Below are 26,030 nucleotides of genomic sequence, written 5' to 3' on the forward strand. Positions count from 1 at the left end.
ATCCTCCAAAAAGAATTTTCGTTAGTATTCCCTTTTTTAATTAAAATAAAAAAACCGCCAACAATTAGCGGTTTTGGAGAAATTAATCAATAACTTTTTCTTGCCCCTCAGTCAGACAGGGATCTTCTTGGTTTAAAATTTGTTGATTTGTTCCTTCCATATTGCATGTTTTTCTCGGTTGCTCTCCATTTTCAGTTTCAAAGCCCATAAATTCCTTGCAACTTTCGACCATTTGAGCCACATTTGTTTCGATTTGAACTCGTTTTTCTACATCTATTGTATTGGCCAAAACTGCTCCACCCAGTCCAAATAGGGTCGAGACAAATAATATCGAAATAATGATTTTTTTCATATGTTAATCAACCTCCGTAGGTTAATTATAAGTGAAAAACCGTGCTTGATAAGCAAATTATTTATTACAAAATAATGAAGCGACTTATATTGCAACATAACTTTCAGAAATTACATAAAAAAAACCTGTTCGCAAATTCTATACTAAAAAGGAATACATAAAAGGAGGATAACAATGCGCAAAACAATCATGATAGGGCTACTATTAATGATCGGTTTATTTATAACCGGTTGTGGCAATGATGGTCCGATCACACTTCAAGATGACAAAGGCAAAGATATCACATTTGAAAATATGGATCAGCCGGCATTAGTTTTCTTCTTTACTGGAAACACTTGAGACTACTGTAAATCGCAGCTGGTCGAGCTGCAAAATAAAAAGGAACTCTTTAAGAAATTTCCTGGGAATGTTTACGCGGTTAGTGTTGCTTCAGTAAAGGATCATAAAAAATTGAAGGAAGAGCTTGACCTTGATTATCCGCTCGTTTCTGATGAAGATTTAGAATTAATTAGAAAAGCAGAAATGGTCGATAAGAGTGCACCAAAATCCTTACGTGGCTTCGCAGTACTTGATAAAGCTGGCAATGTACTTCATTCAGAAGTCGTTGACCCATTTGGAAATGAGGCAGAAGGGATTATTTCTTTTGCTGCAGAACAGATTACTAAATAATGACTGAATTTTTCATATGCCGGATGTTGTTCGCTTATTGAACAATGTCCGGCTTTTAATATGCAAAAAATAAATATTTGATATTTCCGTAAAAGGTGATTGACAATCAAACGGTTGTTTGAATAACATAAGGTTAAAGAGTTATCAATTTTCAGTATTTAGCATTTTTTTAAGGAGGTAATGACTATGGGGCATCATCATCACCACGGTCACTCCCACGAGCATGGTCATCATCACCATCACACGAGTAACCAACGTGCCTTATTTTGGGCCTTTGTCTTAATTGCAACGTTTATGGTCGTTGAAGTAATAGGTGGAGTGATGACGAATAGCTTAGCTTTACTGTCCGATGCGGGACATATGCTTAGTGATGCAGTTGCTCTAGGGTTAAGCTTTTTTGCTATTAAAATTGGCCAGCGTAAGGCAACAATTAACAAGACCTATGGCTATAAGCGCTTTGAGATTATTGCGGCTGGATTGAATGGGATAACATTATTAATCATTTCAATCTATATTTTTGTTGAAGCCTATCAGCGCTTTTTGAATCCACCAGAAATTCAAAGCTTAGGGATGCTGACCATTTCGGTGATTGGATTATTAGTAAATATTGGTGCTGCCTTTATTTTAATGAGCGGCGATAAGGATGAAAATTTAAATGTTCGCAGCGCATTTTTGCATGTGATCGGTGATATGCTTGGGTCTGTCGGAGCGATTGCAGCTGCCCTTGTCATTTACTTTTTCGGCTGGGGAATCGCTGACCCGATTGCCAGTATCATTGTTGCAGTGCTAATTTTATTCAGTGGTTGGAATGTGACGAAGGAATCTCTGCATATATTAATGGAGGGTACTCCAACAAACATTAAATGTGAAAAGGTTAAACAGGCTTTAATGACGATTCCAAACGTCAATGATGTTCATGATTTGCATGTTTGGTCGATTACATCTGGTATGCCGATGCTAACTTGTCATATTTCTATTGATGAAAAAAGCAGCCATGATTCAGTTTTGGCGAAGGCTCAATCGTTGCTTCATGATGAGTTTGGAATTGAACATAGCACGATTCAAGTCGAGCAATCAGCCCAAGGCTGCGCTAGCCCTCATGGATCTTGTAATTAATATTTTGAATGAAGCAAGAGGAGAAAATGGATGAAGATTTTCTCCTCTTTTTTGTTGAATATTGTTCACTTTCTAAGCTATTTTCTTCATATCATCAACACAACTATTTCATATACTTTTTCTATTCTTAATACACGAAAAGGTAGTGAACTCGATGAGTATGAGAAGGGAAAAAATAAAAGTTTATGATATGACCTGTACTTCTTGTGAAAAAAGGGTGGAACGGACCGTAAATAAATTACCTGGCATCACAAAAATAAAGGCGAACTTCAGTGGGCAATTTGCTGAGTTGGAATACGATGATGAAGTTGTAAGTGTGGCTGAAATTAAAGCAGCAATTAACAAAGTTGGATATACCACTGATGGGGGCAAGGACTACAAATTTATCGGTATTTTAGTAGTCGTTGCTGCAGTTGCTTTACTTGGTATGAATACAAGCGGCTTTGATATGGATGCAAAATTGACAAATGCATCCTATGCGGTTTTGTTTATGGTGGGAGTGTTAACCTCGATTCATTGCGTCGGTATGTGCGGTGGTATCATGCTGTCTCAAAGCTTGAATAAAGCAACGAAAACAAGCAAATTTGAAGCTATGAAGCCAGCATTATTTTATAACATGGGTAGAGTTGTGTCGTATACGATTCTAGGAGGAATTGTTGGAGCAATCGGTTCAGTGTTTTCTCTGTCCATAACAGCACAAGCTGGTCTGCAAATTTTTGCTGGCGTCTTCATGGTCATGATGGGGTTCAATATGGCGGGCTTCAGCTGGTTTCGGAAATTCCAAATAAAATTACCGGCTGCTGTTTGTAAAATGCAAGCGAGACCAAAGGCTCCGTTTTTGGTTGGATTATTCAATGGTTTAATGCCATGTGGCCCGCTACAAACCATGCAGATTTTTGCATTAGGAACTGGTTCGGCAGTTGCCGGGGCACTATCGATGTTCATGTTCTCCTTAGGAACTGTACCGTTGATGTTGGCATTTGGTGCTGTGTCAGGTCTGTTAAGTAAAGGCTATACAAAACAATTGCTTAAGTTTAGTGGGATTTTAATCATCGTACTCGGAATTATCATGGGTAATCGCGGCTTGGCCCTTGCAGGAATGAATATGAGCCCGATGGCGTTGATGGGGAAAATCGGTGGAATTGGAACAGAGAACGTTGCTTCAGCTAATGGAGTAAAAGCAACGATTAAAGATGGCGTTCAGTATGTTAATATGACAGCTTCCTATAGCGGATATAATCCTAATACAATTTATGTTCAAAAAGACATGCCAGTTAAATGGATCGTTGATGGTAAAGAGCTTTCAGGTTGTAACAATACAATTGTGATTCCAGATTTAAATATTCAGCAAAAGCTGCAAAGTGGCTTAAATACAATTGAATTTACTCCAGAGGATAAGGATCTACCTTTCAGTTGCTGGATGGGGATGATTCGCGGAAACATTAAGGTTGTTGATGATTTGGGAAAAGTATCAGCATCAGAAAGCACAGCTTCAAGTGATGATGCATCTACCGGGACTTCTAACGGAGGCGCAACGACTGAAACAAAGCCTAGTATTTATGGTGATGATTTAGCGAAGGTTGCTACAGAGCGTTTAGTGAAAAAAGCAGAATTGGTTGGTTCTGGTAGTGAGCAAATTGTTACTGTAAAAGGGATTGGCTATGAGTTTGAGCCATTAATTATGGTCGCAAAAACAGATGTTTTAACCAAATTCTCGTTTGATTTGACTGAGTTTGATAATCCAGACGGAGAATTCACAATTGTTGATATGGAAAACCAGCAAATCATGCAAAAGTTTTCTGGTCAAAAAGGTATTGTCAATGTTGAGTTTACTAGTGATGGTACACATACTTATGGATTCTACAAGGATGAACAGTTGCTAGGTGTCTTAGAGACAGTGAACGATTTGAATGCAGTCGATCTAGAGGCGATGAGAAGCAAGTATTTAGGTAAATAATTGTGGCAGCATAGGGCGCTGGTGGTGATGCTTGAGGGCATCATCGCTGGCGCTTTATTTTGTTGTTTTTTGGAGTGTAGTCTGGGGGATTCAGGAGGGAGGTTATGTTGTTCATTTTTGTAGTAAGTCTGCTGCAGTGGGGATGAAACCCAATCAAAATGAACTCATAGAGGCTTCTTAAGTTCAAAACCCAAGTGAAATTCAATCAAAATGAACTCATAAAGGCTTCATAAGTTCAAAAGCCAAGAGCAATCCAATCAGAATGAACTCATAAAGGCTTCATAAGTTCAAAACCCAAGTGAAATTCAATCAAAATGAACTCATAAAGGCTTCATAAGTTCAAAACCCAAGAGTAATCCAATCAGAATGAACTCATAAAGGCTTCATAAGTTCAAAACCCAAGAATATTCCCACCAAAAAGAACTCATCAATTCTTCAATCATCTACACATCCCACTTCCCAAATAAAAAAGACTAGGATAATCAATCTCCCCCAAAATCTCTGAAGGTCAAATTGATCATCCTAGTTTCATATAAATCTAAGCTATAATAACTACTCTACAATTATCGTGCTGGCTTAAATCCTTTCAAACGCAATGCATTTAGCAAGACTGAAACTGAACTAAAGCTCATCGCTGCCGCAGCAATGATTGGATTTAACAATGGACCACCGAACAAGTACAGCACGCCCATCGCTACCGGGATGCCTAAAGTGTTGTAACCAAACGCCCAGAACAAGTTCTGCTTAATATTTGAAATTGTCTTCTTACTTAATTGAATCGCTGTTGGAACATCCATCAAGTCACTGCGCATTAAGACGATATCAGCTGACTCCATCGCTACATCTGTACCAGAGCCGATTGCAATTCCAATATCCGCTTGGGCTAGCGCCGGGGCATCATTAATTCCGTCCCCAACCATCGCTACTTTGCGACCTTCACTTTGAATTTTCTTCACTTCATTAGCTTTATCCTGTGGAAGTACTTCAGCTAAGACGCGGTCAATTCCGACCTGACGGGCAATTGCCTCAGCGGTGCGACGATTATCACCTGTTAGCATCGCCACCTCAATGCCCATTTTATGAAGCTGCTCAATTGCTTTCTTACTATTTTCCTTCACGGTATCGGCCACAGCGATAATTCCAGTCATCGCACCGTCAAATGCTACATACATTGGTGTTTTGCCTTCGCTAGCCAATCGATCTGACAGAGATTCAAGCTCAGCTAGTGAAATCCCGCAATCTACCATCAACTTGCGATTACCTAATAGAACGGTTTTTCCATCAATTGATACTTCAATACCATGACCTGGTATCGCCTTAAACAAATCTAATTTCTTAAACTCTAACCCGCGCTCTTCTGCGCCTTTTACAATCGCTTCACCAAGTGGGTGTTCTGAACCTTTTTCAGCGGAAGCGGAAATCGCTAATAAATAATCTTCGCTAAAACTTTTATCAACTACAACGACATCAGTAACCTTTGGTTTACCCTCGGTAATCGTTCCTGTTTTATCAAATACAATCGTATTAATTTTATGAGCAGTCTCTAACGCAACACCGCTCTTAATCAACACGCCATGCTCGGCGCCCTTACCGGTACCAACCATGATAGCCGTAGGTGTTGCCAAACCTAATGCACAAGGACAAGCAATTACTAATACGGAAATAAAGATTGTTAGCGAGAATACGCCGGTTTCACCAGCAAAGAAATACCATGCTAGCGCAGCGAGAGTTGCAATAGAAATGACAACTGGAACAAAGTAACCGGAAATAATGTCAGCCATTTTCGCAATTGGTGCTTTCGTGCCTTGCGCGTCTTCCACGAGCTTAATGATTTGCGCTAAGGCTGTATCTTTACCAACCCTTGTTGCCTGGTACTTTATCGCACCATTTTTATTAATACTTGCGCCAATGATTTTATCACCGATATTCTTCTCAACTGGGATACTTTCACCTGTGAGCATAGATTCATCAACTGAGGTCATTCCTTCGATCACAACACCGTCAACTGGCATCTTTTCACCAGGTTTAACAATGATAATATCGCCAACCTCAACTTCATCGATGGAGATTTCAATTTCCTGATCATTTCGTAAAATAATCGCTGTTTTCGGCGCTAGGCCCATCAGCTTCTTAATCGCTTCTGACGTTTTGCCCTTCGTCACGGCTTCTAAATACTTACCGAGCATAATCAAGGTGATAATCACGCCTGCAGCTTCAAAATAAAGATCATAGGCGTAATCAATATTGCCACTATTGATTTGATAAATGGCAAACAAGCCATATAGGAAAGCGGCAGATGTTCCGATGGCAATCAATGAATCCATATTCGGGCTTCTTTGAAAAAGTGAAGAATAGCCGACTGTGAAAAATTTATATCCTGCAATCAATACTGGAATGACTAACAGCAATTGAGCCAATCCAAAATACAACGGATTAATCATCGGATCGATTAGCTCAGGTAGCTTATATTCTAATCCAAATTGATCTTTAACCATATGGCCCATTGATATAAACAGCAATGGGACTGTGAAAATAGCTGAAATGATAAACTTTCGCCACAGCACTTTGATTTCGTGCTCTTTCCGCTCTTTATCGCTGTCGACAGTAACTTCTTCTTCAAGTGCCTTGTAGCCAGCTTTTTCAATTGCTTTTTTAATATCAGAGACTCTAACCTTGGAAGGTTCAAAGCTAATTGTTATTTTTTCAGTAGCATAATTGACGGTTGATTCAACGACTCCGTCAAGCTTGCCGGTTACTTTTTCAATCCGCTTGGCGCATGCTGCACAGGTCATTCCCTCGATTTTTAGCGATTTTGTCGTCGCTTCAATTAGTGCCTCATAACCAGCTTTTTCTATTTTTGCTTGAATGTCGGCCAAGCTCACTTTTGTTTCATCAAAGCTAATGCTCAATTTTTCAGTGGCATAGTTGACGCTTGATTCAGTGACGCCGTCTAGCTTACTAGTCACTTTTTCGATTCGCTTTGCACACGCAGCACATGTCATGCCGCCAATTTTTAAACTTTTTTCCACTGTTATTCACCTCAGTCTGGTTGTTTTTTAAAAATGAATGTTGATTTCCGCTCCAATCAACTTGCGAAAAATCAACACTAAGCTTTAACACATCATAAAAATGAACCAGTATTGTGTTATTACTAATTTCAGTAGAGATAACCACCCCGTTGATAGAGGTGGTTAATTAAAAGGGGGGTATTAGAAAATTAAATTATGCCTTGATATCATAGATTTTGACGATACGGTCTGGGCTAGCACCCATTCCCATGTCATCTTTAGTTGCTTCTTGGAAGGTCCAGCCGCTACCTTCAAGCTTGTCCACATCTAAACCTGCTTTTACAAGCGGTTCAGCTTTAAGAACGAAAATCATGTCCGCATCGTTGATTCCAAGCTCTTCAGTCCATTGCACTTGATAGCCTTCGCCAAGCGTTAAGGCATAATGTTTTTGGTCTTTATGATAACTAACCATTTTTGTATCGGCTTTTAACAAACGGCGCATGGAGTCTTCAGAACCGTTAGATGCTTGTTTTTTGTCTGAAACGTTGTAAGGCTTAATTAAACGGTTTGGCAGGTCTTTGCCTTTGTCATCTTTTCCTGCAGGTTCAAACAGCCATTCGTTTTTATCAAGCTTGTCAACATCAAGGCCCGCCTCAATGAGTGGATCTGCTAGCATAACCATGGCAAAGTCGGCTTTATTTGCGGACATATCCTTGCTCCATTCAAATTTTTCACCGCTTGGCAGCTGAAAGCCCCAGTGTTTTAGGGCATCATGGAAGCCTTTTTTATCCGGATAAGCTTTAACAATTTTATTAAATGAATCTAGTGCTTTGTCGGCATCTTTATCTCCTGTAACTGGTCGACTGCAGCCCGTAAAGGCAACTAATAATGCAGTTGAGATAAGCGCTGTTGCGATTGTCTTCTTCATGTAATCGTGCTCCTTTAGTGTCTGTTATGATTTCTCTATTAGCATAAAGAAATCTTATGTAGACAATATGAAGAACGGATTAAGTTCAAATTTTAGTCACAGTTAAAAAAATAAAGCATGAGTGTGCCTCATGCGTTACTTTTCAAACTTGACGGTTACGGTAGTGCCTTGGCCTTCCGTGCTATCAACGGCGATATTGGCGTTGTGGAGGTCTAAGATGTTTTTGACAATAGTTAGCCCAATACCGGTTCCTTCAATTTGATTTCGGCTTTTATCACCACGATATAACCGCTCGAAAATGAATGGAAGGTCTTCTTTATTAATGCCAATTCCATTATCCTTCACTTCAACTAAATAATGTTGATTATCACTAAAAAGCTTTAACGTAATGAGACCGTTTGGATTTGTGAATTTCAGACCGTTTGATAATAGATTAATAAATACTTGTTTTAGCTTGTCACGGTCGCCGTTAATCAGATAGCTTTGTTCAGGTGCAATGTAGTATTCTATTTTAATTTGCTTCGCCTCAGCAGCAAGATAGAAGTCCTTACATATATCGCTAAGAAATTCATCGAGCTTGATTTTTTCCAAATGAATCTTTATACTTTCCGACTCAAATTCTTTCAAGACATTCAAATTGTTAATGAGTCGACCAAAGCGAATGACTTCTTCATTTAAATTGTTCAAGCGCTCGGTGGTGACGGGAAAGACTCCGTCTATCATTGCCTCTAAATTGTTTTGCAGGACATTTAACGGCGTTCTGATTTCATGGGAAATATCGGATACTAATTTTTTGCGAAGTGAATCCTGAACCTTCAACTTTTCAGCAAGGATATTGATGCTGTTTCTGAGATTCTCTAATTCTTCAATATTACTTTCTGAGCTTGATTTAATATCAAAATTTCCCTTTGACAGCGTGACGGACATATTGGCAACGTCCTTGATCGGATTCGAGAATTGTTTGGAAAAATAAAGACTTAAAAGAATCGTCAAAATGAGGGTGAAGAAGCCACCGGCTATGATTCCTTTATTAATGGAGCTTTTAAAATCAATATCCTCCTTTGATAAAAGCACGGAGGAATACTGGCCAATCTCCACATAACCAACGACTTTATCCTCGTCTCTGATTTCAAATGACTTTGTCGTGTAAACACCATTGTCCTGAGTAAACATTGATTTCAAATGGTCTCGATTTTTTAAGTCATGAGAATCCATACCCCAAATGACTTTATGATTTGCGTCCTTTACGGTGATGCAATAATTGCCCATGTAGGCCTCGTGCATCAATTCTTTACCGGTGCTTTCAAGCCATTTACCGTCCTGTTTGTACTCCTCATGGACATAGGTGACAATCCGCTGGTAGCGCTTGTCCTGAATATCCTTCATATAGGCATCGAATTTTCGGGTAACTGTCACGTTAACAAACAAGGTGACGAGTAAAATCGATACGATTGAACAGCTGACAAACATCAGACTTAATCGTTTACGGATCGTTTGCATTATTGCTCACCACCAAATTTATAGCCAACCTTCATGACGGTTACAACATATTTTGGACTTTTTGTATCCTCTTCGATTTTTTTGCGGATGTTTTTGATGTGTACATCAATTGTACGGTCATAGCCGCCAAAATCAGCACCAAAGATTTTGTCTATTAATTGTTCGCGCGATAGGACCTTCCCTTTATTGGCGACGAGCGTATACAGGATATCAAATTCATTTGGCGTTAATGGAACAATTTCACCTTGAAGCTTCACGATTCTTTTATCATAATCAATTAACAAATCCCCATCGTTGAATAAATATTGGGAGGAATCATCGCTGCTATTGAGTCTCCGAAACAATGCATTAACTCTGGCGGTGAGCTCGCGCGGACTAAATGGTTTTATCAAATATTCATCCGCACCGATATTTAGGCCCTCAATTCGATTTTCGAGCGCACCTTTGGCCGTAAGCATAAAGATATGGACATTTGAACTTTGCCGGATGATTTTACACACCTCTTCACCGCTAATATCGGGCAGCATTAAATCGAGTAGAATCAGCTGGAAATCGTGAGCTTTAAATAGATCAAGCCCTGCCAAACCTGAAGTAGCTGTATAAACTTGATACCCTTCCTTCTCCAAATAGCCCTTTAACACTGTTGCAACATTCACTTCATCTTCCACAATTAAAATATTCTTCAAACTCAATCACCTCGACAAAATTCGGGTGGTGACAGGCACCAAACTAGTTTTATTCGACAAAATTCGGGTGGTGCCTGGCACCTCATTTGGGCACCTCATTTTTTACATCCAATATGTTATGGTGTCTAGTATACCAATAATGATAAATAGGATTGCAGCTGCTTTTTGAATGGTGTTTCCGATTTTGCGGCTCTTTTTTAGCAAAGCCCCATCGAGGCCGATAAACGTGATGATTCCAGCGAACACCAAGACTGGCAACGATGTTCCAACCGCAAACAGAGAAGGTAGCACCACTCCGTAAGAGGAGGTCAAAACAATCGGCATTAATGAGAAGAAAAATAGCGTAAACATCGTCGGACAAAACGCTATCGAAAAGCTAACGCCCATTAAAAACGAACCAAGCTTACCCTCTTTCTTCCGCAACGGAATCAACCTCGATACAGAATCGAGCCATCTCATTTTCACAAATCCAAACAGCACAAGTCCAATTAGGATAAAGAGTGGTCCCATCAGCTTTCGGAAAACTGAAAAGTAGTTAGGCAAAACATCTTGAAACTCTCGACCAAGTAACCAAACAGCCAGTCCCAATCCAGAGAATACAACGATTTTACCAAGTACAAAAAAGCCAATTTCAATCCATTGGCTCCGCGATTGCAAGCTCCGATTTCCGTAAAAGGTGATTGCACCAATGTTTCCAGTTAACTGACATGGTGCCAGGGCACCAATCAATCCCAGCACCAGACTGGCCAATATCGGAATTTGGTTCAGTTCATTCACAATATTGAGGAATGGACTGCTTAAAATCCTGCTAATATCTGAAAGAATTCCATACATAAAGGTTCCTCCAATTAGTTTATCCCGCCAAAGCGGGCAGTAAAAGTAAAACCCACAGACGGAAATTCTCCATATCCAATCCATTATAATTGGATAATATGTTGATGGTATGAATTTTTAAAAAAAGGACAGATTTTGGCAGGGTATCCCATACCAGCAATCCATCCTTTTAATAGTAGTATTTAAACTATCAAACATTACATCCAATGCAAGAAGCAATATCCTTCTCGTTGTCCTAAAATCCAAAAAATTTACTTAGGAACAGGTGTTGGCGTTGGTGTACCGTATGATTCGTATTTTTCCGTAATTGTTTTATTAATTTCCTTAAGATCTTTGCCGTCTTGATACATTTCAGTCGCCTCACGGGCGATCACTACGCAAATGTCTCAGGCGACACCCATCGAATCCCAACCGGTAACGGCGTTATTTTTATCCATTCCATCAACAAAGCAGTCAAGATTGCTAATGTGACCATCCTGTTCATAGCAGCCACAGTAACAAGGTACAGATGCTAATGCCTGCGGATATGTCGCAGCCATAATATATGCTTCTTGGACTTCTGCCTTTGCATTTTGTACAAAATCAGGCAGTTCCTTGTGTTTTGAGTCTAAAGCTAACTCTTCTTTAGAACCACAGCCAGATAATAGGACCATAACAACGGCACCTAACAGGACTGCGAAAAAATATTTTTTCACTGTGCATCCTCCTATCTCTAGTTTGTTTTTCTATTATAACAATATAAAGATAATAGAAACGATAAAAATGGTACGGTTTCATGACATCACCGAAGGATGGTTTCCAACGGAACTATAGTAATAATATCAGTCAGATTTGAAGATGATATGAAGATTTAAATGGAAAAATTAACATATTTGTGTCTTTTGAAACCTCGCATACCTCAATGAACATCTTCAAAATCACTATTTGATAAAATTTTCCCAGTGTAATGGCCAATCATTAGCAAACAATAAAAACAATGAATCCAGCTTGGGAGGAAGGCCATGAATGAACTTTTAAAACTAGATCGACCAATGTTAATGCTCATGATTGGAGTACTATTATTTCATCTAGGAACCTATATGGTTACCCCGATATTGCCGATTATTCTTCAGGCACATGTCGGGCTATCGCTTGTCCAAATCGGAACTGTGTTGGCTGCTATCGCGATTTCGTTTCAGTTTGGCAGTTTATTTGGTGGTTTTCTAGCTGACAGAATTGGTAGAAAGGCAATTATTAGCTTAGGCTCACTGCTAGTTGCCGCTGGCTATATTGGTTTTGGGATGTTCAAGACCTATGCCTTGCTTCTATTAATGGCTATTGTCATCGGAACTGGCAATGGTTTGTATGCACCATCGACGAAAGCGGCGATTGCTGCCCTTGCCTCTAAAGAAAATCAAACGACGGCATTTTCATTGCGGGGCATTGCCGCTAATGTCGGCATCGCTGTTTCAGGACTCATTGTGTTTTTCTTTTTAACCAGTACGTCTAGCACGATATTTTGGATGGCTGGGATTATTTTCGCCGTCCTTGCCGTACAAAGCTGGCTGTTTGTTCCGAATAATTGCGGAAATTCACCCTGTCCAGAGCTTCCAAAGGGGTCTTATTTAGATGTTTTTAAAAATAAACCATTTATCGTGTTTGGCAGCGTCAGTGTTTTTATTTGGGCCCTTTATGCTCAACTCTCACTTGCACTTCCGCTACGAGCTGCAGTGATTTTGCCAAACCCAGAGGATGTTGCTTTGGTATGGACGATTAATAGCATCATCGTTATTTTTGCACAAGGGCTCGTGACGAATTGGATTATTAAGCGGCTTCATCCGTTTACGGCGCTAGGATTAGGTATTTTCATTATTGGAATCGGGATTGGCTCACTTTATTTTGCCAGCGCCTTCATTCATTTAGTTCTGAGTGCAGCCATTTTTATTTTTGGTGAGATGTTAATTTTGCCAACGATTGATAGTACGGTTTCCCAGTTGTCACGTGCTGATTTAATCGGAATATTCTTTGCCATGGCCAATGTCGTGTCTGGACTTGGGGAGGCTGGGGGCAAGTTCGCAGGTGGTCGCCTGCTTGAAGTTGGTACCACAATGGGGTATCTACCATGGTTGCTTTATTTTAGCAGTGGCACTATATTGGCACTGGTTGCTGTCTTATTTTTAAAAAACTCGAAGCCGCTCAACCAGCAATTACAAACCGCTGCACAAAATCCAGATGGCCCAAAGCATGCTCCAAAGGTAAGAACCTCTCCAGTTCAGCATCCTTCTCATCCGTTTAACAATTGGGAGCCCGAAAGCTTATTTCGAAAGCGGAGACCAACATGATCCAACAAATCCTTGCCCCGTATATAAACCTCTTGAACAAATTTTTATTTTTTTAATAATAGTAATTAATCGCTTTACATACTACAGGGGGGTATGGTAATTTATTTGTAAGGGAGGTAGGTAAGTTGTGGATCAATCAAATCCTAAGAAAAACAAACAACAAGAAGCAAGCATTATTGAAGACATCATACAAATGATGGGCGAATCGAGCCAGGCTGCTGAAAGTGAAGTAGTGGATATGAACGATTGTTCATCCAATTGTCATTCCGATGCTGAGCGTAAAAGTCATCATTCCGAGTCAACGAAGAAAAACCTCATCACGAGATTAAATCGGGTCGAGGGCCAAATTCGCGGAATAAAGGGACTAATCGAGAAGGATACTTATTGTGATGACGTGATTACCCAGATTGCCGCAACGCAAGCGGCTTTGAACAGTGTCGCCAAGCTATTGCTTGAAGGGCATTTGCGAAGCTGTGTCGTTGAAAGGATTCATGCGGGTGATTCTGAAATAATTGACGAGCTACTTACTACCATCCAAAGACTAATGAAAAAATAGTGAGGGGTATGACATCATGGAAAATATTACTTTAAAAGTTGCAGGAATGTCTTGCGATCATTGTGTGAAAGCTGTTGAAGGTAGTGTTGGTGAACTTAACGGCGTGCAAACAGTAAAGGTTGACCTAAAAGCAGGAACTGTTAACGTTCAATTCAATCCAGAAGTTGTTACACTTGATGCTATTAAAGAAACAATCGATGATCAAGGTTATGATGTTGAGTAGTAATTCATTAGGCGTGCTAGAAATAGCGCGCTTTTATCGGGATAAAAATATACCCAAGTGGGGTATGGGGGACGATGAGTAATGAGCGAAAACCTCAATGAACCAAGCTTAAAATCGGAATTTGAAATTACCGGGATGACTTGTGCGGCTTGTTCAGCCCGGATAGAAAAAGGATTGAATAAGCTTGATGGTGTCGTCAAAGCGAATGTCAATCTCGCTTTGGAAAAAGCTAGTGTAGAGTACAACCCAGCTGCACTAACGAAAGCTGACATTATCAAAAAGGTGGAAGCACTTGGCTACGGTGCGGAGCTTAAAGAGGAAGCCAAAAATCAGGAAGCAGTCGATCACCGCGAGCGTGAAATAAACAAACAAACAAGAAAATTCCTAGTTTCGGTAATTTTATCGTTACCATTGTTATGGGCAATGGTCGGTCATTTTGAATTTACTTCGTGGATTTATGTTCCTGATTTGTTTATGAATCCTTGGTTCCAACTTACTCTTGCGACTCCGGTTCAATTTATTATCGGTAAACAGTTTTATGTTGGTGCCTATAAAGCATTGAAAAACGGTAGTGCCAATATGGATGTTCTCGTCGCACTTGGTACTTCGGCCGCTTATTTTTACAGCTTATACTTGTCGATACTTTCGCTGAACGGAATGGCTCATACTGTTGAGCTTTACTATGAAACTAGTGCAGTTCTGATTACATTGATTATTTTAGGAAAACTGTTTGAAGCAAAAGCAAAGGGCCGTTCCTCTGAGGCAATTAAGAAATTAATGGGACTACAGGCGAAAAATGCTGTTGTCGAGAGGGATGGTATGGAAACGGAAATTCCACTTGAGGAGGTTGTTGTCGGCGATATCGTCCACGTTAGACCTGGTGAAAAGATTCCTGTTGATGGAAAAATTACCGAGGGACAGTCAGCCATTGATGAGTCAATGCTGACTGGGGAAAGTGTGCCGGTTGACAAAACCGTTGGCGATTCGGTTATCGGTGCAACGATCAATAAGAATGGATTTTTAAAAATTGAAGCGACCAAGGTCGGAAAAGACACAGCTTTAGCTCAAATCATTAAGGTTGTTGAAGAAGCACAAGGCTCGAAGGCTCCGATTCAACGCCTTGCTGATCAAATTTCTGGAGTGTTTGTACCGATCGTAGTAGGGATCGCCGTAGTGACCTTCTTGATTTGGTACTTCTGGGTAGCCCCTTTCGATTTTGCCGAGGCGCTTGAAAAATTAATCGCTGTGCTCGTTATCGCTTGTCCTTGCGCACTGGGACTTGCGACACCGACCTCGATTATGGCTGGCTCCGGTCGAGCGGCTGAGTTTGGGATATTGTTTAAGGGTGGCGAGCACCTCGAAATGACGTACCGTATTTCTAGTGTTATTTTAGACAAAACCGGAACAGTCACAAACGGAACACCGGTATTGACGGATGTGATTCTTGCGGATCATTCTTATACGGAAGCGGAGTTCTTAGCTATCGTCGGTTCTGCCGAGAAGCAATCAGAGCATCCACTTGCCCAGGCGATTGTCCAAGGTATTAAAGACAAAGGGATGGGCCTATACGATGTTTTTGGATTTGAAGCAATCCCGGGCTATGGTATTAGAGCAACTGTTGCTGGTAAAATCGTTCTCGTCGGGACGCGTAAATTAATGCTGGTGAAAAATATTGAAATCAGTACAGCCCTTGATCAGATGGATGCGTTAGAAAAAGAAGGGAAAACGGCGATGCTAGTAGCCATTGATGGAAAGTATGCTGGCATAGTTGCAGTTGCTGATACAATTAAGGAAACTTCAAAGGAAGCAATTCAGCGCTTAAAAGATATGGGTCTAGAAGTTATCATGATTACGGGTGATAATCAGCAAACTGCAAAATCAATCGCTGCTCAAGTTGGTATTGATCACGTAATTGCTGAGGTATTGCCAGAGGGTAAGGCTGACGAGGTGAAGAAGCTTCAAGCTAAAGGTAAGAAAGTGGCGATGGTCGGTGATGGTATAAATGATGCACCAGCACTAGCAGTAGCTGACATCGGCATGGCGATTGGGACTGGTACAGATGTAGCGATGGAAGCTGCCGATATCACGTTAATTCGTGGTGACTTAAATAGCATTGCGGATGCCATCTATATGAGCAAAAAAACAATCCAAAACATCAAGCAAAATCTGTTCTGGGCATTTGGCTATAATACACTCGGTATACCTGTTGCAGCACTTGGCTTTTTAGCTCCATGGCTAGCCGGAGCAGCGATGGCGTTCAGCTCGGTTTCGGTTGTGCTTAACGCTTTGCGACTGCAAAAGGTGAAGCTATAGTTAGTTATTTGAAATCAAAGTTGTGAACAAATCACCTTCGTTTTTATCAATGAGTTTTTTGTCCTACTTATAAAAAAATCGGATAATCCTCCTATTTTTTTCCAAATTATTATGGTATTGTTGGTTTGACAAGGAGGTATGATGATAGATGCAAAGACGAGAATTTATTAGTAAATCTTTGAAGGGAACGGCAGGGATTTTTGCTGTTTCACTATTGCCTCTAGGCTTGACTGCTTGCGAATCAAAGGAGAAAGTCGTTGATACAAGCTCCATGGCTAACCTCGGTCCATTAAAGGAGTTAGAGCAGGGAGAATTTCCGAAAAAAGTTGAATATCAAGTTACTCTGAAGGATGCATGGACTGAACAGGATGTTGCAGGCTTTGTTTATTTGAATAAACAAAAAGACGGCTCATTATTAATCATGTCACCAATTTGTACCCATCTTGGCTGTACAGCTGGCGATGCAGAAATAGCCATGCAGGAAAAGGGAGTTCGCTTTAATTGCAAATGTCATGGCGGACAATATGATGAATTTGGTGTAAATGTTGAAGGACCACCTCCTAGGCCATTGGATACGTTTGAATCGATTATTCAAGATGGCGATGTTTATATTGCTGTATTAAATTCAATGAAACGTGAAGCATAAGAAAAAGCCGTTACCTTTTAAAAATATGGTAACGGCTTTATTCTATTCGCCAAATGCTTTTCTACTCCTCATCGCTATGTAAGCTCGCATCTGCAACCGGAGTAGGCTCCGGAGCCTCTTCGGAAAACGGAAAATTGCTAATAATGAACGCAAACACCAATGCTGTAACCAATAGGCTAATAAATAAGTAAAATCGCTCTTGTAACAGTTTCACTCTGCTTTCAGACTCCTTTAGTCATAATCAGAAATTTACCGAACGTTATATGTTTATTAGCAAAGGGCATTAATTATTTATCATTTTTGTTATAAAAACATGAGAATAATAGGCTATCAATTTTTTATCGTAGTCAAGTGAAGCAACATGGTAGGAATTTTTTAATAAAATCCGTGCCTTCGTGTGCGATGAAACCTCCTTTACAATTTGTTTACTATCAGAAGGTGGAACAACATGATCGTCCTCTGATACTAAAGCCAATACAGGATTGTGCACATCTCCAAGTCTATCAATCGTCTGCCTTAATACCTTTTGTAATTCGTGTACTGCACTTAACGGGACAGAATCATAGGTGATTTCTTCAGCAGTCGGATCTTTGATATCTGGTGCATCCTCTGGAATAAACCGAGGCACACTGGCGTTTGCGTATTTATCATATGCTGGTACGTGAAGTGCTGCATTGATGGTGACAACACCTTTAATTTCAGGATTTATTGCTGCCAGTTGAAGGCTAAGTGCTCCGCCCATTGATTGTCCGATAATAAAGACTTCCTCGCATGTTTCTTTTAATGTTAAATAAGCATTTTCAAGATCCTTAAGCCACTCTGTATGTTTGGCTGTTTCAAAATCGGAAATGGTGGTTCCATGTCCAGTTAATCGTGGTGCTAATACTGTGTAACCATATTGATTCAATAATTCCCCGACCTCACGAACGCTTTGTGGAGTACCGACGAAACCATGTGATAAAACAATTCCTATTTTATTCCCTTTAAGGAAAAATGACTCTGCGCCATTCATGATCTTAGCTTTTGTAATACTCATTTTCACACCACTTCCTATAATAATTGAGATTGTCTCAAGTAAGGTTCGAATTTTCTTGTTTTTTATTATAACTGCAATAAAGGTTGAATACAATACTAAATTCATAATTCATATAAGAAAAGTAGGAATTGTGTGCGGCACTAACATCAAAGCCTTTGCAATTACTGGTTTTAGGGGTTATTCTATTATTACTAGAGAGTTGTTGTAGTGAAAGAAGGTGTTGCAATGGTGGTAAAGTATTTGTCTGCGCTATTATTGCCAGGAATTGTTGTTGTATTATTATCACGGGTCACTTATAACCATGTGATTGGCTTAATCCTATCAGTTGCATTAATTGCAGCTTCAGTTTATAAGGGCTACACGGATACATGGTGGCTAATCATTGTGGACGCCTTTTCGCTAACAGTCGGATTTTGGTACAGCTCACTTATGATCCAAAAAAATAGAAAAAAGACATAATCATCCACTACCGCAGCTATTTAGCTGTGGTTTTTTTCTGACCCATTTAACGATTTTTTGAGAGTGAAAGTCAATAAGATTTCCTAATTGTAAAATTTACGAATATTTGTTCGCGTATTATTGGTTTGTTTTACTATAAATGTGGTAGAATGTGAATAGTACTCAAGGGAGGTTTTAAATCGTGAAAGACCAGTTTGAACTTGTTTCAAAATACACCCCGCAAGGTGACCAGCCTGAAGCGATCAAGAAAATTGTCCAAGGAATTCGCGAAAATAAACGCGAACAAACATTGCTAGGGGCAACAGGGACTGGAAAAACTTTTACTATTTCCAACGTAATTAAAGAGGTCAATAAACCAACCTTGATTATTGCTCATAATAAAACATTAGCTGGACAGCTTTATAGTGAATTTAAAGATTTCTTTCCTAATAATGCCGTCGAGTACTTTGTCAGTTATTATGATTACTTCCAGCCGGAAGCTTATGTACCATCTACTGATACCTTCATTGAGAAGGATGCCAGTATTAATGAAGAAATCGATAAGCTGAGACACTCGGCAACTTCTTCGCTGTTTGAACGCAAGGATGTCGTCATTATTGCCAGTGTTTCGTGTATATATGGCTTAGGGTCACCAGAGGAATACCGCGATTTAGTCGTGTCTTTGCGAACTGGGATGGAGCTTGATCGAAATCAACTGCTCAGAAAGCTAGTTGATATTCAATATGACCGCAATGACTTAGATTTTCAACGGGGGAGATTCCGGGTTCGAGGGGATGTCGTGGAAATTTTTCCAGCATCACGGGATGAACATTGCATCCGCGTTGAATTTTTTGGTGACGAAATCGATCGAATTCGCGAAGTCGATGCACTAACGGGTGAAATCATTGCTGAACGCGACCATGTCGCCATTTTTCCAGCATCACACTTCGTTACCCGCGAAGAAAAAATGCAAATTGCGATTAAAAATATTGAAGAAGAACTCGAAGTTCGCTTAAAGGAGCTACGAGAAAATAATAAACTCTTGGAAGCTCAGCGCATAGAGCAGCGAACTCGCTACGATTTGGAAATGATGCGTGAAATGGGTTTCTGTTCAGGGATTGAAAATTATTCAAGACACTTAACGTTGCGACCGCCTGGTTCAACTCCATATACCCTGCTTGATTATTTTCCAGAAGATTTTCTCATCGTAATCGATGAATCACATGTTACTCTTCCGCAAATACGCGGAATGTTTAATGGTGATAAAGCGAGAAAACAGGTATTAGTTGATTATGGTTTCCGGTTGCCATCAGCTCTTGATAATCGACCGTTAACCTTTGACGAGTTTGAAAAGCATGTCAATCAAATCGTCTATGTATCAGCTACACCTGGTCCATATGAATTGGAGCATGCTCCGGATTTTGTTGAGCAAATCATCCGTCCAACAGGGCTTCTTGATCCAACGATTGATGTTCGTCCAATCGAAGGTCAGATTGACGATTTAATTGCGGAAATCCATGAGCGGGTCAAAAAGAATGAGCGTGTTCTAGTGACAACCTTAACGAAAAAAATGTCCGAGGACTTGACTGATTATTTAAAGGAAATTGGCATAAAGGTTCAGTACCTTCATTCCGAGGTGAAAACGCTTGAGCGAATTGAAATTATCCGTGAGCTAAGGCTAGGAAAATATGATGTGCTCGTAGGTATCAACTTGCTCAGGGAAGGTTTGGATATTCCGGAAGTATCACTTGTTGCGATTTTGGATGCAGATAAGGAAGGTTTCTTGCGTTCAGAACGTTCGTTAATCCAGACGATTGGTCGTGCGGCGCGGAATGCAAGCGGACACGTGATTATGTATGCCGACAGAATCACTAATTCGATGGAGATGGCCCTTAATGAAACGAAACGGCGCCGTCAGATTCAAGAGGAATATAATCAAAAACATGGGATTACGCCGCAAACGATCCAAAAGGATATTCGTGAATCCATAAGAGCCACCCATACTACCGATGAAGAGGAAGTCAACAAACCTCAAGCAGCACTGAGCAAACTGACCAAGAAAGAACGCGACAAGGTCATTGCTGATTTAGAAAAGGAAATGAAGGAAGCAGCTAAGGCGCTTAATTTTGAGCGTGCCACCGAGCTTCGTGATTTAATTTTTGAGTTAAAAGCGGAAGGATGACGTAAATAAATGGTAATGGATAAATTAATCGTAAAAGGGGCCAGAGCTCATAATTTAAAAAATATTGATGTCACCATTCCGAGAGATAAATTAGTAGTTCTCACGGGACTTTCCGGGTCAGGAAAGTCCTCGTTGGCTTTTGATACGATTTATGCAGAAGGACAGCGCCGTTATGTTGAATCATTATCAGCGTATGCCCGCCAATTCCTCGGCCAAATGGATAAACCCGATGTAGATACAATTGAAGGACTATCTCCGGCGATTTCGATTGACCAAAAAACAACGAGCAGAAATCCCCGCTCAACTGTAGGGACAGTGACCGAAATTTATGATTATTTGCGCCTGTTATACGCTAGAGTTGGACGGCCAACATGCCCGATTCATAAAATTGAGATTACCTCCCAGACAGTAGAACAGATGGTTGACCGCATTCTCGACTATCCGGAACGGACTAAAATGCAAATTCTTGCCCCGGTTGTCTCAGGACGCAAAGGCGCTCATGTTAAGACGCTTGAAGATATTAAAAAGCAAGGCTATGTTCGTGTGCGTATCGATGGAGAAATGTACGATCTCGGTGATGATATTGAACTAGATAAAAATAAAAAACATTCGATTGAGGTCGTAGTTGACCGTATCGTAATTAAAGAAGGAATTTCAACGCGGTTGGCCGATTCGCTCGAAGCAGCGTTACAGCTTGGCGCTGGCAGAGTATTTATTGATGTCATCGGTGAAGAAGAACTTCTGTTCAGTGAAAATCATTCCTGCCCACAATGTGGTTTCTCTATCGGTGAACTAGAGCCAAGGATGTTTTCATTTAATAGTCCCTTCGGTGCTTGTCCGGATTGTGATGGACTTGGTGCGAAACTTGAAATTGATATTGATTTGGTAATCCCAAATCGCGATCTTACTTTAAAAGAGAACGCGATTGCACCATGGGAATCTATCAGTTCACAATATTACCCACAGCTCTTAAAGGCTGCCTGTGATCATTTTGGTGTCGATATGAATGTACCGGTGAAGGATATTCCGGAGCATTTATTAGAGAAAATTCTCTATGGCTCAAAGGGTGAAAAAATCTTTTTTCATTACGAAAACGACTTTGGACAAATGCGTGAAGGCTATATTGAATTTGAGGGTGTTGTTCGTAATGTCGAGCGGCGTTACAAAGAAACGAACTCAGATTTTATTCGGGAGCAAATGGAAAAATACATGGCAGAGCATGCTTGTCCAACCTGTAAGGGTTATCGCTTAAAGCGAGAAGCAATGGCGGTATTAGTTTCTGGTCGGCATGTAGGTGAAATTACCTCTTTATCTGTAACAGAAGCACACCAATTCTTCGAGTCAGTTGATTTAACGGAAAAAGAACAGAAAATCGCGCATCAAATATTGCGAGAAATTAAGGAAAGAATTGGATTCCTCATAAATGTAGGACTTGACTATTTAACACTTAGCCGAGCGGCAGGTACGTTATCTGGTGGGGAGGCGCAACGGATTCGTCTGGCCACACAAATTGGTTCACGCTTAACGGGTGTCCTCTATATCCTTGATGAGCCTTCGATTGGGTTACATCAGCGCGATAATGACCGGCTAATCGGTACCTTAAAGAATATGCGTGACATCGGAAACACCTTAATCGTTGTCGAGCATGACGAGGATACGATGCTCGCAGCTGATCATTTAATTGATGTTGGACCTGGTGCCGGTGTACATGGTGGGATGATTATCTCCCAAGGAACTCCTCAGGAAGTGATGGCTGATCCGAATTCGATTACCGGTCAATATTTATCTGGAAAAAAATTTATTCCTCTTCCAATTGAACGTCGCAAGCCGGATGATCGCTTTCTCGAAATAAGAGGGGCTAAAGAAAACAATTTGAACAATCTCAATGTGAAAATCCCACTCGGAATGTTTATCGCCGTAACGGGTGTCTCTGGTTCTGGGAAAAGTACGCTGATTAATGAAATTCTTCATAAATCATTAGCCCAAAAGCTCCATCATGCCAAAATAAGGCCAGGTGAGCACAAGGAAATTAGAGGTATTGATTTATTAGAAAAGGTCATTGATATCGATCAGTCTCCAATTGGACGAACACCAAGATCGAACCCTGCCACCTATACCGGTGTTTTTGATGATGTTCGCGATGTGTTTTCAGCCACAAACGAAGCGAAGGTACGTGGCTACAAGAAGGGGCGTTTTAGTTTTAATGTTAAGGGTGGACGTTGTGAAGCCTGTCGTGGTGATGGAATTATCAAAATCGAAATGCACTTCCTCCCTGATGTATATGTTCCATGTGAAGTCTGTCATGGAAAGCGTTATAATCGCGAAACATTGGAAGTTAAATACAAAGGAAAAAACATTTCTGATATACTAGAGATGACAGTTGAGGATGCGCTATCCTTTTTTGAAAACTTGCCGAAAATCAAGCGAAAGCTGCAGACCATTTATGATGTCGGCTTAGGCTATATTACACTTGGACAGCCAGCAACTACGCTATCAGGTGGTGAGGCCCAGCGGGTTAAGCTTGCCTCAGAGCTACATCGTCGTTCAAATGGCCGAACACTTTATATTTTAGATGAACCAACAACAGGCTTGCACGTGGATGATATTGCTCGTCTACTTGAAGTTCTAAGACGCCTCGTTGAAAACGGAGATACAGTTTTAGTAATTGAACATAATCTAGATGTGATAAAAACAGCAGATTACCTAATAGATTTAGGGCCTGAAGGTGGCGATAAAGGTGGAACGATTGTTGCAACCGGTACGCCTGAACAGGTGGCGGAAGTACCGCTTTCATACACAGGTAAATATTTAAAGCCAATCCTTGACAGAGATCGTGCTCGGATGGCAAATCAAATTGCCGAAAAAGAAGCGCTAGGTAATCTATCATAATTTCGGAAGCGGTTTACACGAAAATTCATAATAAACAACTAAGGATCTGACAGTGATTATCTTCTGTTAGATCCTTATTTTTTCATCATCGTAAAAGTTTATGAAACTTCACCAATTGTTTTGCGTAAATAATAAGGTGAAGTAACGTTGCGTTCAAGGGTTAAGGGTAATTGAAAAAACTTGGATGGAGGGATATGAAATGCAAGAGGAAAGAATTCGGATATTAAAAATGGTCGAGGAAGGCAAGCTCTCTGCAGAAGAAGCTCTATCGCTACTCAATGAACTCGAAGAATCACAGCAAAAAATTGAAAAGAAGCAAGAAGAACTGGTTAATGAATTATCAACAGTGGTTAAATTTGACGAAGGAAAACAAGAAGAGAATAAGCAGGATAACGATTCTTTTCAAAACAAATTTCAATCTTTAAAGGATGTAATTGTCGATTTTGTTGATTCTGCCTTTAAAAAAATTAAGGATTTTGATCTTGATTTTAATTTTGGTCAAGGCTACGAACTTTCCCACATCTTCCATCAAGGCGATGTTCAATTAAAAAATATCGATGTCGATATCGCTAATGGTTCTGTTCAATTTATACCTTGGGATCAAAATGATGTTCGAATCGAGTGTAAAGCAAAAATCTATCGTGGTGAATCCCTAGATGAGGCCCGAGCAAGCTTTTTGCGGGATATTCTCTTCAATGTAGATATTGGAACTTTAAGATTTTCTGCCCAGCCGAAATGGATGAAGGTTGAAGCGATGATTTATTTACCAAAGTCGGATTACGAAAACGCTCGAATTCGACTATTCAATGGTCCCATTCGCTTTGAAAACTTAAATGTAAAATCAATCAAGGCCAAGACGGCTAATGGTAGAATTGGTGCGAATGGAATAATCGCAGAAAAAATGGAAGTAGAAACAGCTAATGGTAAAGTGAAAATTCGTGACAGCAAAATCACTGAGCTTGAAGCGGAAACTTTAAATGGGGCTATTCAATTAGAAGGGGATTACTCTCGATTAGAATTGCAATCATTTAACGGTAATATCGGCTGCAAGCTGACCGGTACAAACACTGAAGATATTGAGGCCAAAACAGTTTCTGGCAGCATTGACCTTGCAATCCCTCAAGGCGTGGCCGTTACTGGAGAATTAAAATCAAACCTTGGTTCCTTTGCTGTAGAATTGGATGGTATCCAAATCGTGTCTGAGAAAAGTGATATGGTGCAAAAAAGTCTACATTTTAAACCGGTTGCACCATCACAGAATATCATCAAGCTTGAAGCTGAGACAAAAACTGGATCGATATCAGTTAGAAAGAATGTAATAGAAAAATAATCAGATGTAGCAGAAAAAGCTGGCACCCAAGCGATTGCCAGCTTTTCTGCATATATATGTTTATAAGTTAACTGGTAAATGATGTAAACAAAGTAAACATTATTCTACGCACGAAAAACGTAAGGTTGATAGCCCTTGTTCCGAAGAGTTTGCGCTAATTCGTCGGCATTTTGTTTATTGCGGAATGCCCCGGTTTGAACCTTGAATAAACCGTTGTCAGTGACAATAAAATTTTGGAAACTATCATTTTTTAAACGAGCTGCCATACCTTCGGCGTTATCCCTCTGTTTAAATGCTCCTACCTGGACCTTGTATAATCCTGAAGTCGGTGTAGGTGCTGGTGCCGGTGTCGGAATTGGCGTTGGTTGAGGAGCCGGTGTGGCTGTTGGTTTTTTTACAAGGCCAAATTGTTCAGCAAGTGCAGCGATAATGCCCTCTGCACATGTTCGGCGATAGCCCTCAGAACGGAGAAGCTTTATCTCATCGGGATTTGACATAAAACCGCACTCAACAAGCACGGCGTCCATATTTGTTTCTCTTAGAACATGGAAATCGGCAGTCTTAACACCACGGTTACGCAAACCTGTTTTATTGATTAGTTGATTTTGAATTTTTGTTGCGAGGGATACGGCTCCAGGAGGTCTAGTTGTATAAATAAAGGTTTCAATTCCACCGGCACTACTCCATGTGCTACTGGCTGCATTTGCATGAATTGAAACATAAATATCTACTCGCAAATTATTTGCGTTGTTTGTTCTTTGTTGTAATGGGATGTCAGTTTGGTCAGAGTGGGCAAAATAGACTGTTACATTTTGATAACCATCAAGCAGTTCCTTCGCGTAATTAGCAGCGGCACGATTAAATTCATACTCACGCATGCCATCGGGACTGCGTTTACCAGGTGTATCGAATCCATGCCCAGCGTCTAACATGATTTTCATCAAACCACTCCTTTCCTATGGTCAATTTATTTAAGAAATATTTCTTCGTGATTAATATATGTTTAGAGACCCGAAATGGATCTAAAAACTTTCGAAATATTAAAT

The 26,030-nt window shown here is 40.3% G+C and carries 22 protein-coding genes and 1 pseudogene; 13 read left to right on the plus strand and 10 right to left on the minus strand.

Annotated features, from left to right (window positions below; translation table 11 throughout):
- Positions 1-82: 82 nt before the first annotated feature.
- Positions 83-352 (minus strand): hypothetical protein, encoded by a 270-nt coding sequence (locus HHO41_RS01120; RefSeq protein ID WP_169094974.1) that lies wholly within the window; start codon positions 350-352, stop codon positions 83-85.
- 174 nt (positions 353-526) lie between these two features.
- On the opposite strand from HHO41_RS01120, the gene HHO41_RS01125 reads away from it, so the two are divergent.
- From HHO41_RS01125 to HHO41_RS01140, 4 genes and pseudogenes are all read left to right on the plus strand, one after another.
- Positions 527-691: a hypothetical protein gene (locus HHO41_RS01125; protein ID WP_169094975.1), complete on the plus strand. Its 165-nt coding sequence runs from the start codon at positions 527-529 to the stop codon at positions 689-691.
- A gap of 15 nt (positions 692-706) precedes the next feature.
- Positions 707-1,021: pseudogene (locus tag HHO41_RS01130) on the plus strand (redoxin domain-containing protein); the annotation flags it as partial.
- 186 nt (positions 1,022-1,207) lie between these two features.
- Positions 1,208-2,137: a cation diffusion facilitator family transporter gene (locus HHO41_RS01135; protein WP_169094976.1), complete on the plus strand. Its 930-nt coding sequence runs from the start codon at positions 1,208-1,210 to the stop codon at positions 2,135-2,137.
- A 154-nt stretch (positions 2,138-2,291) separates the two neighbouring features.
- Entirely contained in the window at positions 2,292-4,094 is a 1,803-nt protein-coding gene (locus tag HHO41_RS01140; protein WP_169094977.1) for an urease accessory protein UreH domain-containing protein, read from the plus strand.
- Between the two features lie 563 nt (positions 4,095-4,657).
- Here the strand turns inward: HHO41_RS01140 and HHO41_RS01145 are convergent.
- From HHO41_RS01145 to HHO41_RS22270, 6 genes are all read right to left on the minus strand, one after another.
- Positions 4,658-7,123, minus strand: a complete 2,466-nt coding sequence (locus tag HHO41_RS01145; protein ID WP_169094978.1) for a heavy metal translocating P-type ATPase — start codon at positions 7,121-7,123, stop codon at positions 4,658-4,660.
- Positions 7,124-7,316: 193 nt separating this feature from the next.
- Positions 7,317-8,030: a hypothetical protein gene (locus tag HHO41_RS01150; RefSeq protein ID WP_169094979.1), complete on the minus strand. Its 714-nt coding sequence runs from the start codon at positions 8,028-8,030 to the stop codon at positions 7,317-7,319.
- Between the two features lie 135 nt (positions 8,031-8,165).
- Entirely contained in the window at positions 8,166-9,530 is a 1,365-nt protein-coding gene (locus tag HHO41_RS01155) for a sensor histidine kinase (RefSeq protein ID WP_169094980.1), read from the minus strand.
- Entirely contained in the window at positions 9,530-10,216 is a 687-nt protein-coding gene (locus tag HHO41_RS01160) for a response regulator transcription factor (RefSeq protein ID WP_169094981.1), read from the minus strand. Before HHO41_RS01160 ends, HHO41_RS01155 begins: the two co-directional genes overlap by 1 nt.
- A gap of 102 nt (positions 10,217-10,318) precedes the next feature.
- Positions 10,319-11,050 carry an urease accessory protein UreH domain-containing protein gene (locus HHO41_RS01165; protein WP_169094982.1) on the minus strand — a complete coding sequence of 244 codons (732 nt, stop codon included), beginning with the start codon at positions 11,048-11,050 and terminating at the stop codon, positions 10,319-10,321.
- Between the two features lie 251 nt (positions 11,051-11,301).
- Positions 11,302-11,703, minus strand: coding sequence for a PCYCGC motif-containing (lipo)protein (locus tag HHO41_RS22270; protein ID WP_282434254.1), 402 nt, complete (start codon positions 11,701-11,703; stop codon positions 11,302-11,304).
- A gap of 348 nt (positions 11,704-12,051) precedes the next feature.
- Between HHO41_RS22270 and HHO41_RS01180 the strand changes: the two genes are divergently transcribed.
- From HHO41_RS01180 to HHO41_RS01200, 5 genes are all read left to right on the plus strand, one after another.
- A complete protein-coding gene (locus HHO41_RS01180; protein WP_169094985.1) occupies positions 12,052-13,371 on the plus strand; it encodes an MFS transporter in 1,320 nt (439 codons plus the stop codon).
- 238 nt (positions 13,372-13,609) lie between these two features.
- Positions 13,610-13,927 (plus strand): metal-sensitive transcriptional regulator, encoded by a 318-nt coding sequence (locus HHO41_RS01185; protein WP_169095244.1) that lies wholly within the window; start codon positions 13,610-13,612, stop codon positions 13,925-13,927.
- A 16-nt stretch (positions 13,928-13,943) separates the two neighbouring features.
- Positions 13,944-14,150, plus strand: coding sequence for a copper chaperone CopZ (gene copZ, locus HHO41_RS01190; protein ID WP_169094986.1), 207 nt, complete (start codon positions 13,944-13,946; stop codon positions 14,148-14,150).
- Positions 14,151-14,231: 81 nt separating this feature from the next.
- Positions 14,232-16,463, plus strand: a complete 2,232-nt coding sequence (locus tag HHO41_RS01195) for a heavy metal translocating P-type ATPase (RefSeq protein ID WP_169094987.1) — start codon at positions 14,232-14,234, stop codon at positions 16,461-16,463.
- A 148-nt stretch (positions 16,464-16,611) separates the two neighbouring features.
- The gene (locus HHO41_RS01200; protein ID WP_169094988.1) at positions 16,612-17,109 is read left to right on the plus strand and encodes a QcrA and Rieske domain-containing protein; all 498 of its coding nucleotides are present in this window, start codon (positions 16,612-16,614) and stop codon (positions 17,107-17,109) included.
- Between the two features lie 61 nt (positions 17,110-17,170).
- Here HHO41_RS01200 and HHO41_RS01205 read toward each other — a convergent pair whose 3' ends face one another.
- Positions 17,171-17,323 carry a hypothetical protein gene (locus tag HHO41_RS01205; protein ID WP_169094989.1) on the minus strand — a complete coding sequence of 51 codons (153 nt, stop codon included), beginning with the start codon at positions 17,321-17,323 and terminating at the stop codon, positions 17,171-17,173.
- Positions 17,324-17,392: 69 nt separating this feature from the next.
- Entirely contained in the window at positions 17,393-18,145 is a 753-nt protein-coding gene (locus HHO41_RS01210; protein ID WP_169094990.1) for an alpha/beta hydrolase, read from the minus strand.
- A gap of 225 nt (positions 18,146-18,370) precedes the next feature.
- Here HHO41_RS01210 and HHO41_RS01215 point away from each other — a divergent pair, with 225 nt between their 5' ends.
- The 4 genes from HHO41_RS01215 (at position 18,371) to HHO41_RS01230 (ending at position 24,984) form a co-directional block, all read left to right on the plus strand.
- Positions 18,371-18,604, plus strand: a complete 234-nt coding sequence (locus tag HHO41_RS01215) for a CsbA family protein (RefSeq protein WP_169095245.1) — start codon at positions 18,371-18,373, stop codon at positions 18,602-18,604.
- A 181-nt stretch (positions 18,605-18,785) separates the two neighbouring features.
- Positions 18,786-20,765: an excinuclease ABC subunit UvrB gene (gene uvrB / locus HHO41_RS01220; protein ID WP_169094991.1), complete on the plus strand. Its 1,980-nt coding sequence runs from the start codon at positions 18,786-18,788 to the stop codon at positions 20,763-20,765.
- A gap of 9 nt (positions 20,766-20,774) precedes the next feature.
- Positions 20,775-23,654 carry an excinuclease ABC subunit UvrA gene (gene uvrA, locus HHO41_RS01225; protein ID WP_169094992.1) on the plus strand — a complete coding sequence of 960 codons (2,880 nt, stop codon included), beginning with the start codon at positions 20,775-20,777 and terminating at the stop codon, positions 23,652-23,654.
- A gap of 199 nt (positions 23,655-23,853) precedes the next feature.
- Entirely contained in the window at positions 23,854-24,984 is a 1,131-nt protein-coding gene (locus HHO41_RS01230) for a DUF4097 family beta strand repeat-containing protein (protein WP_169094993.1), read from the plus strand.
- A 104-nt stretch (positions 24,985-25,088) separates the two neighbouring features.
- Here HHO41_RS01230 and HHO41_RS01235 read toward each other — a convergent pair whose 3' ends face one another.
- Positions 25,089-25,925, minus strand: coding sequence for an N-acetylmuramoyl-L-alanine amidase (locus HHO41_RS01235; protein ID WP_169094994.1), 837 nt, complete (start codon positions 25,923-25,925; stop codon positions 25,089-25,091).
- Positions 25,926-26,030: the final 105 nt, after the last annotated feature.

Source organism: Bacillus sp. DNRA2 (assembly GCF_012843265.1).
Lineage (GTDB): Bacteria > Bacillota > Bacilli > Bacillales > Cytobacillaceae > Bacillus_BU.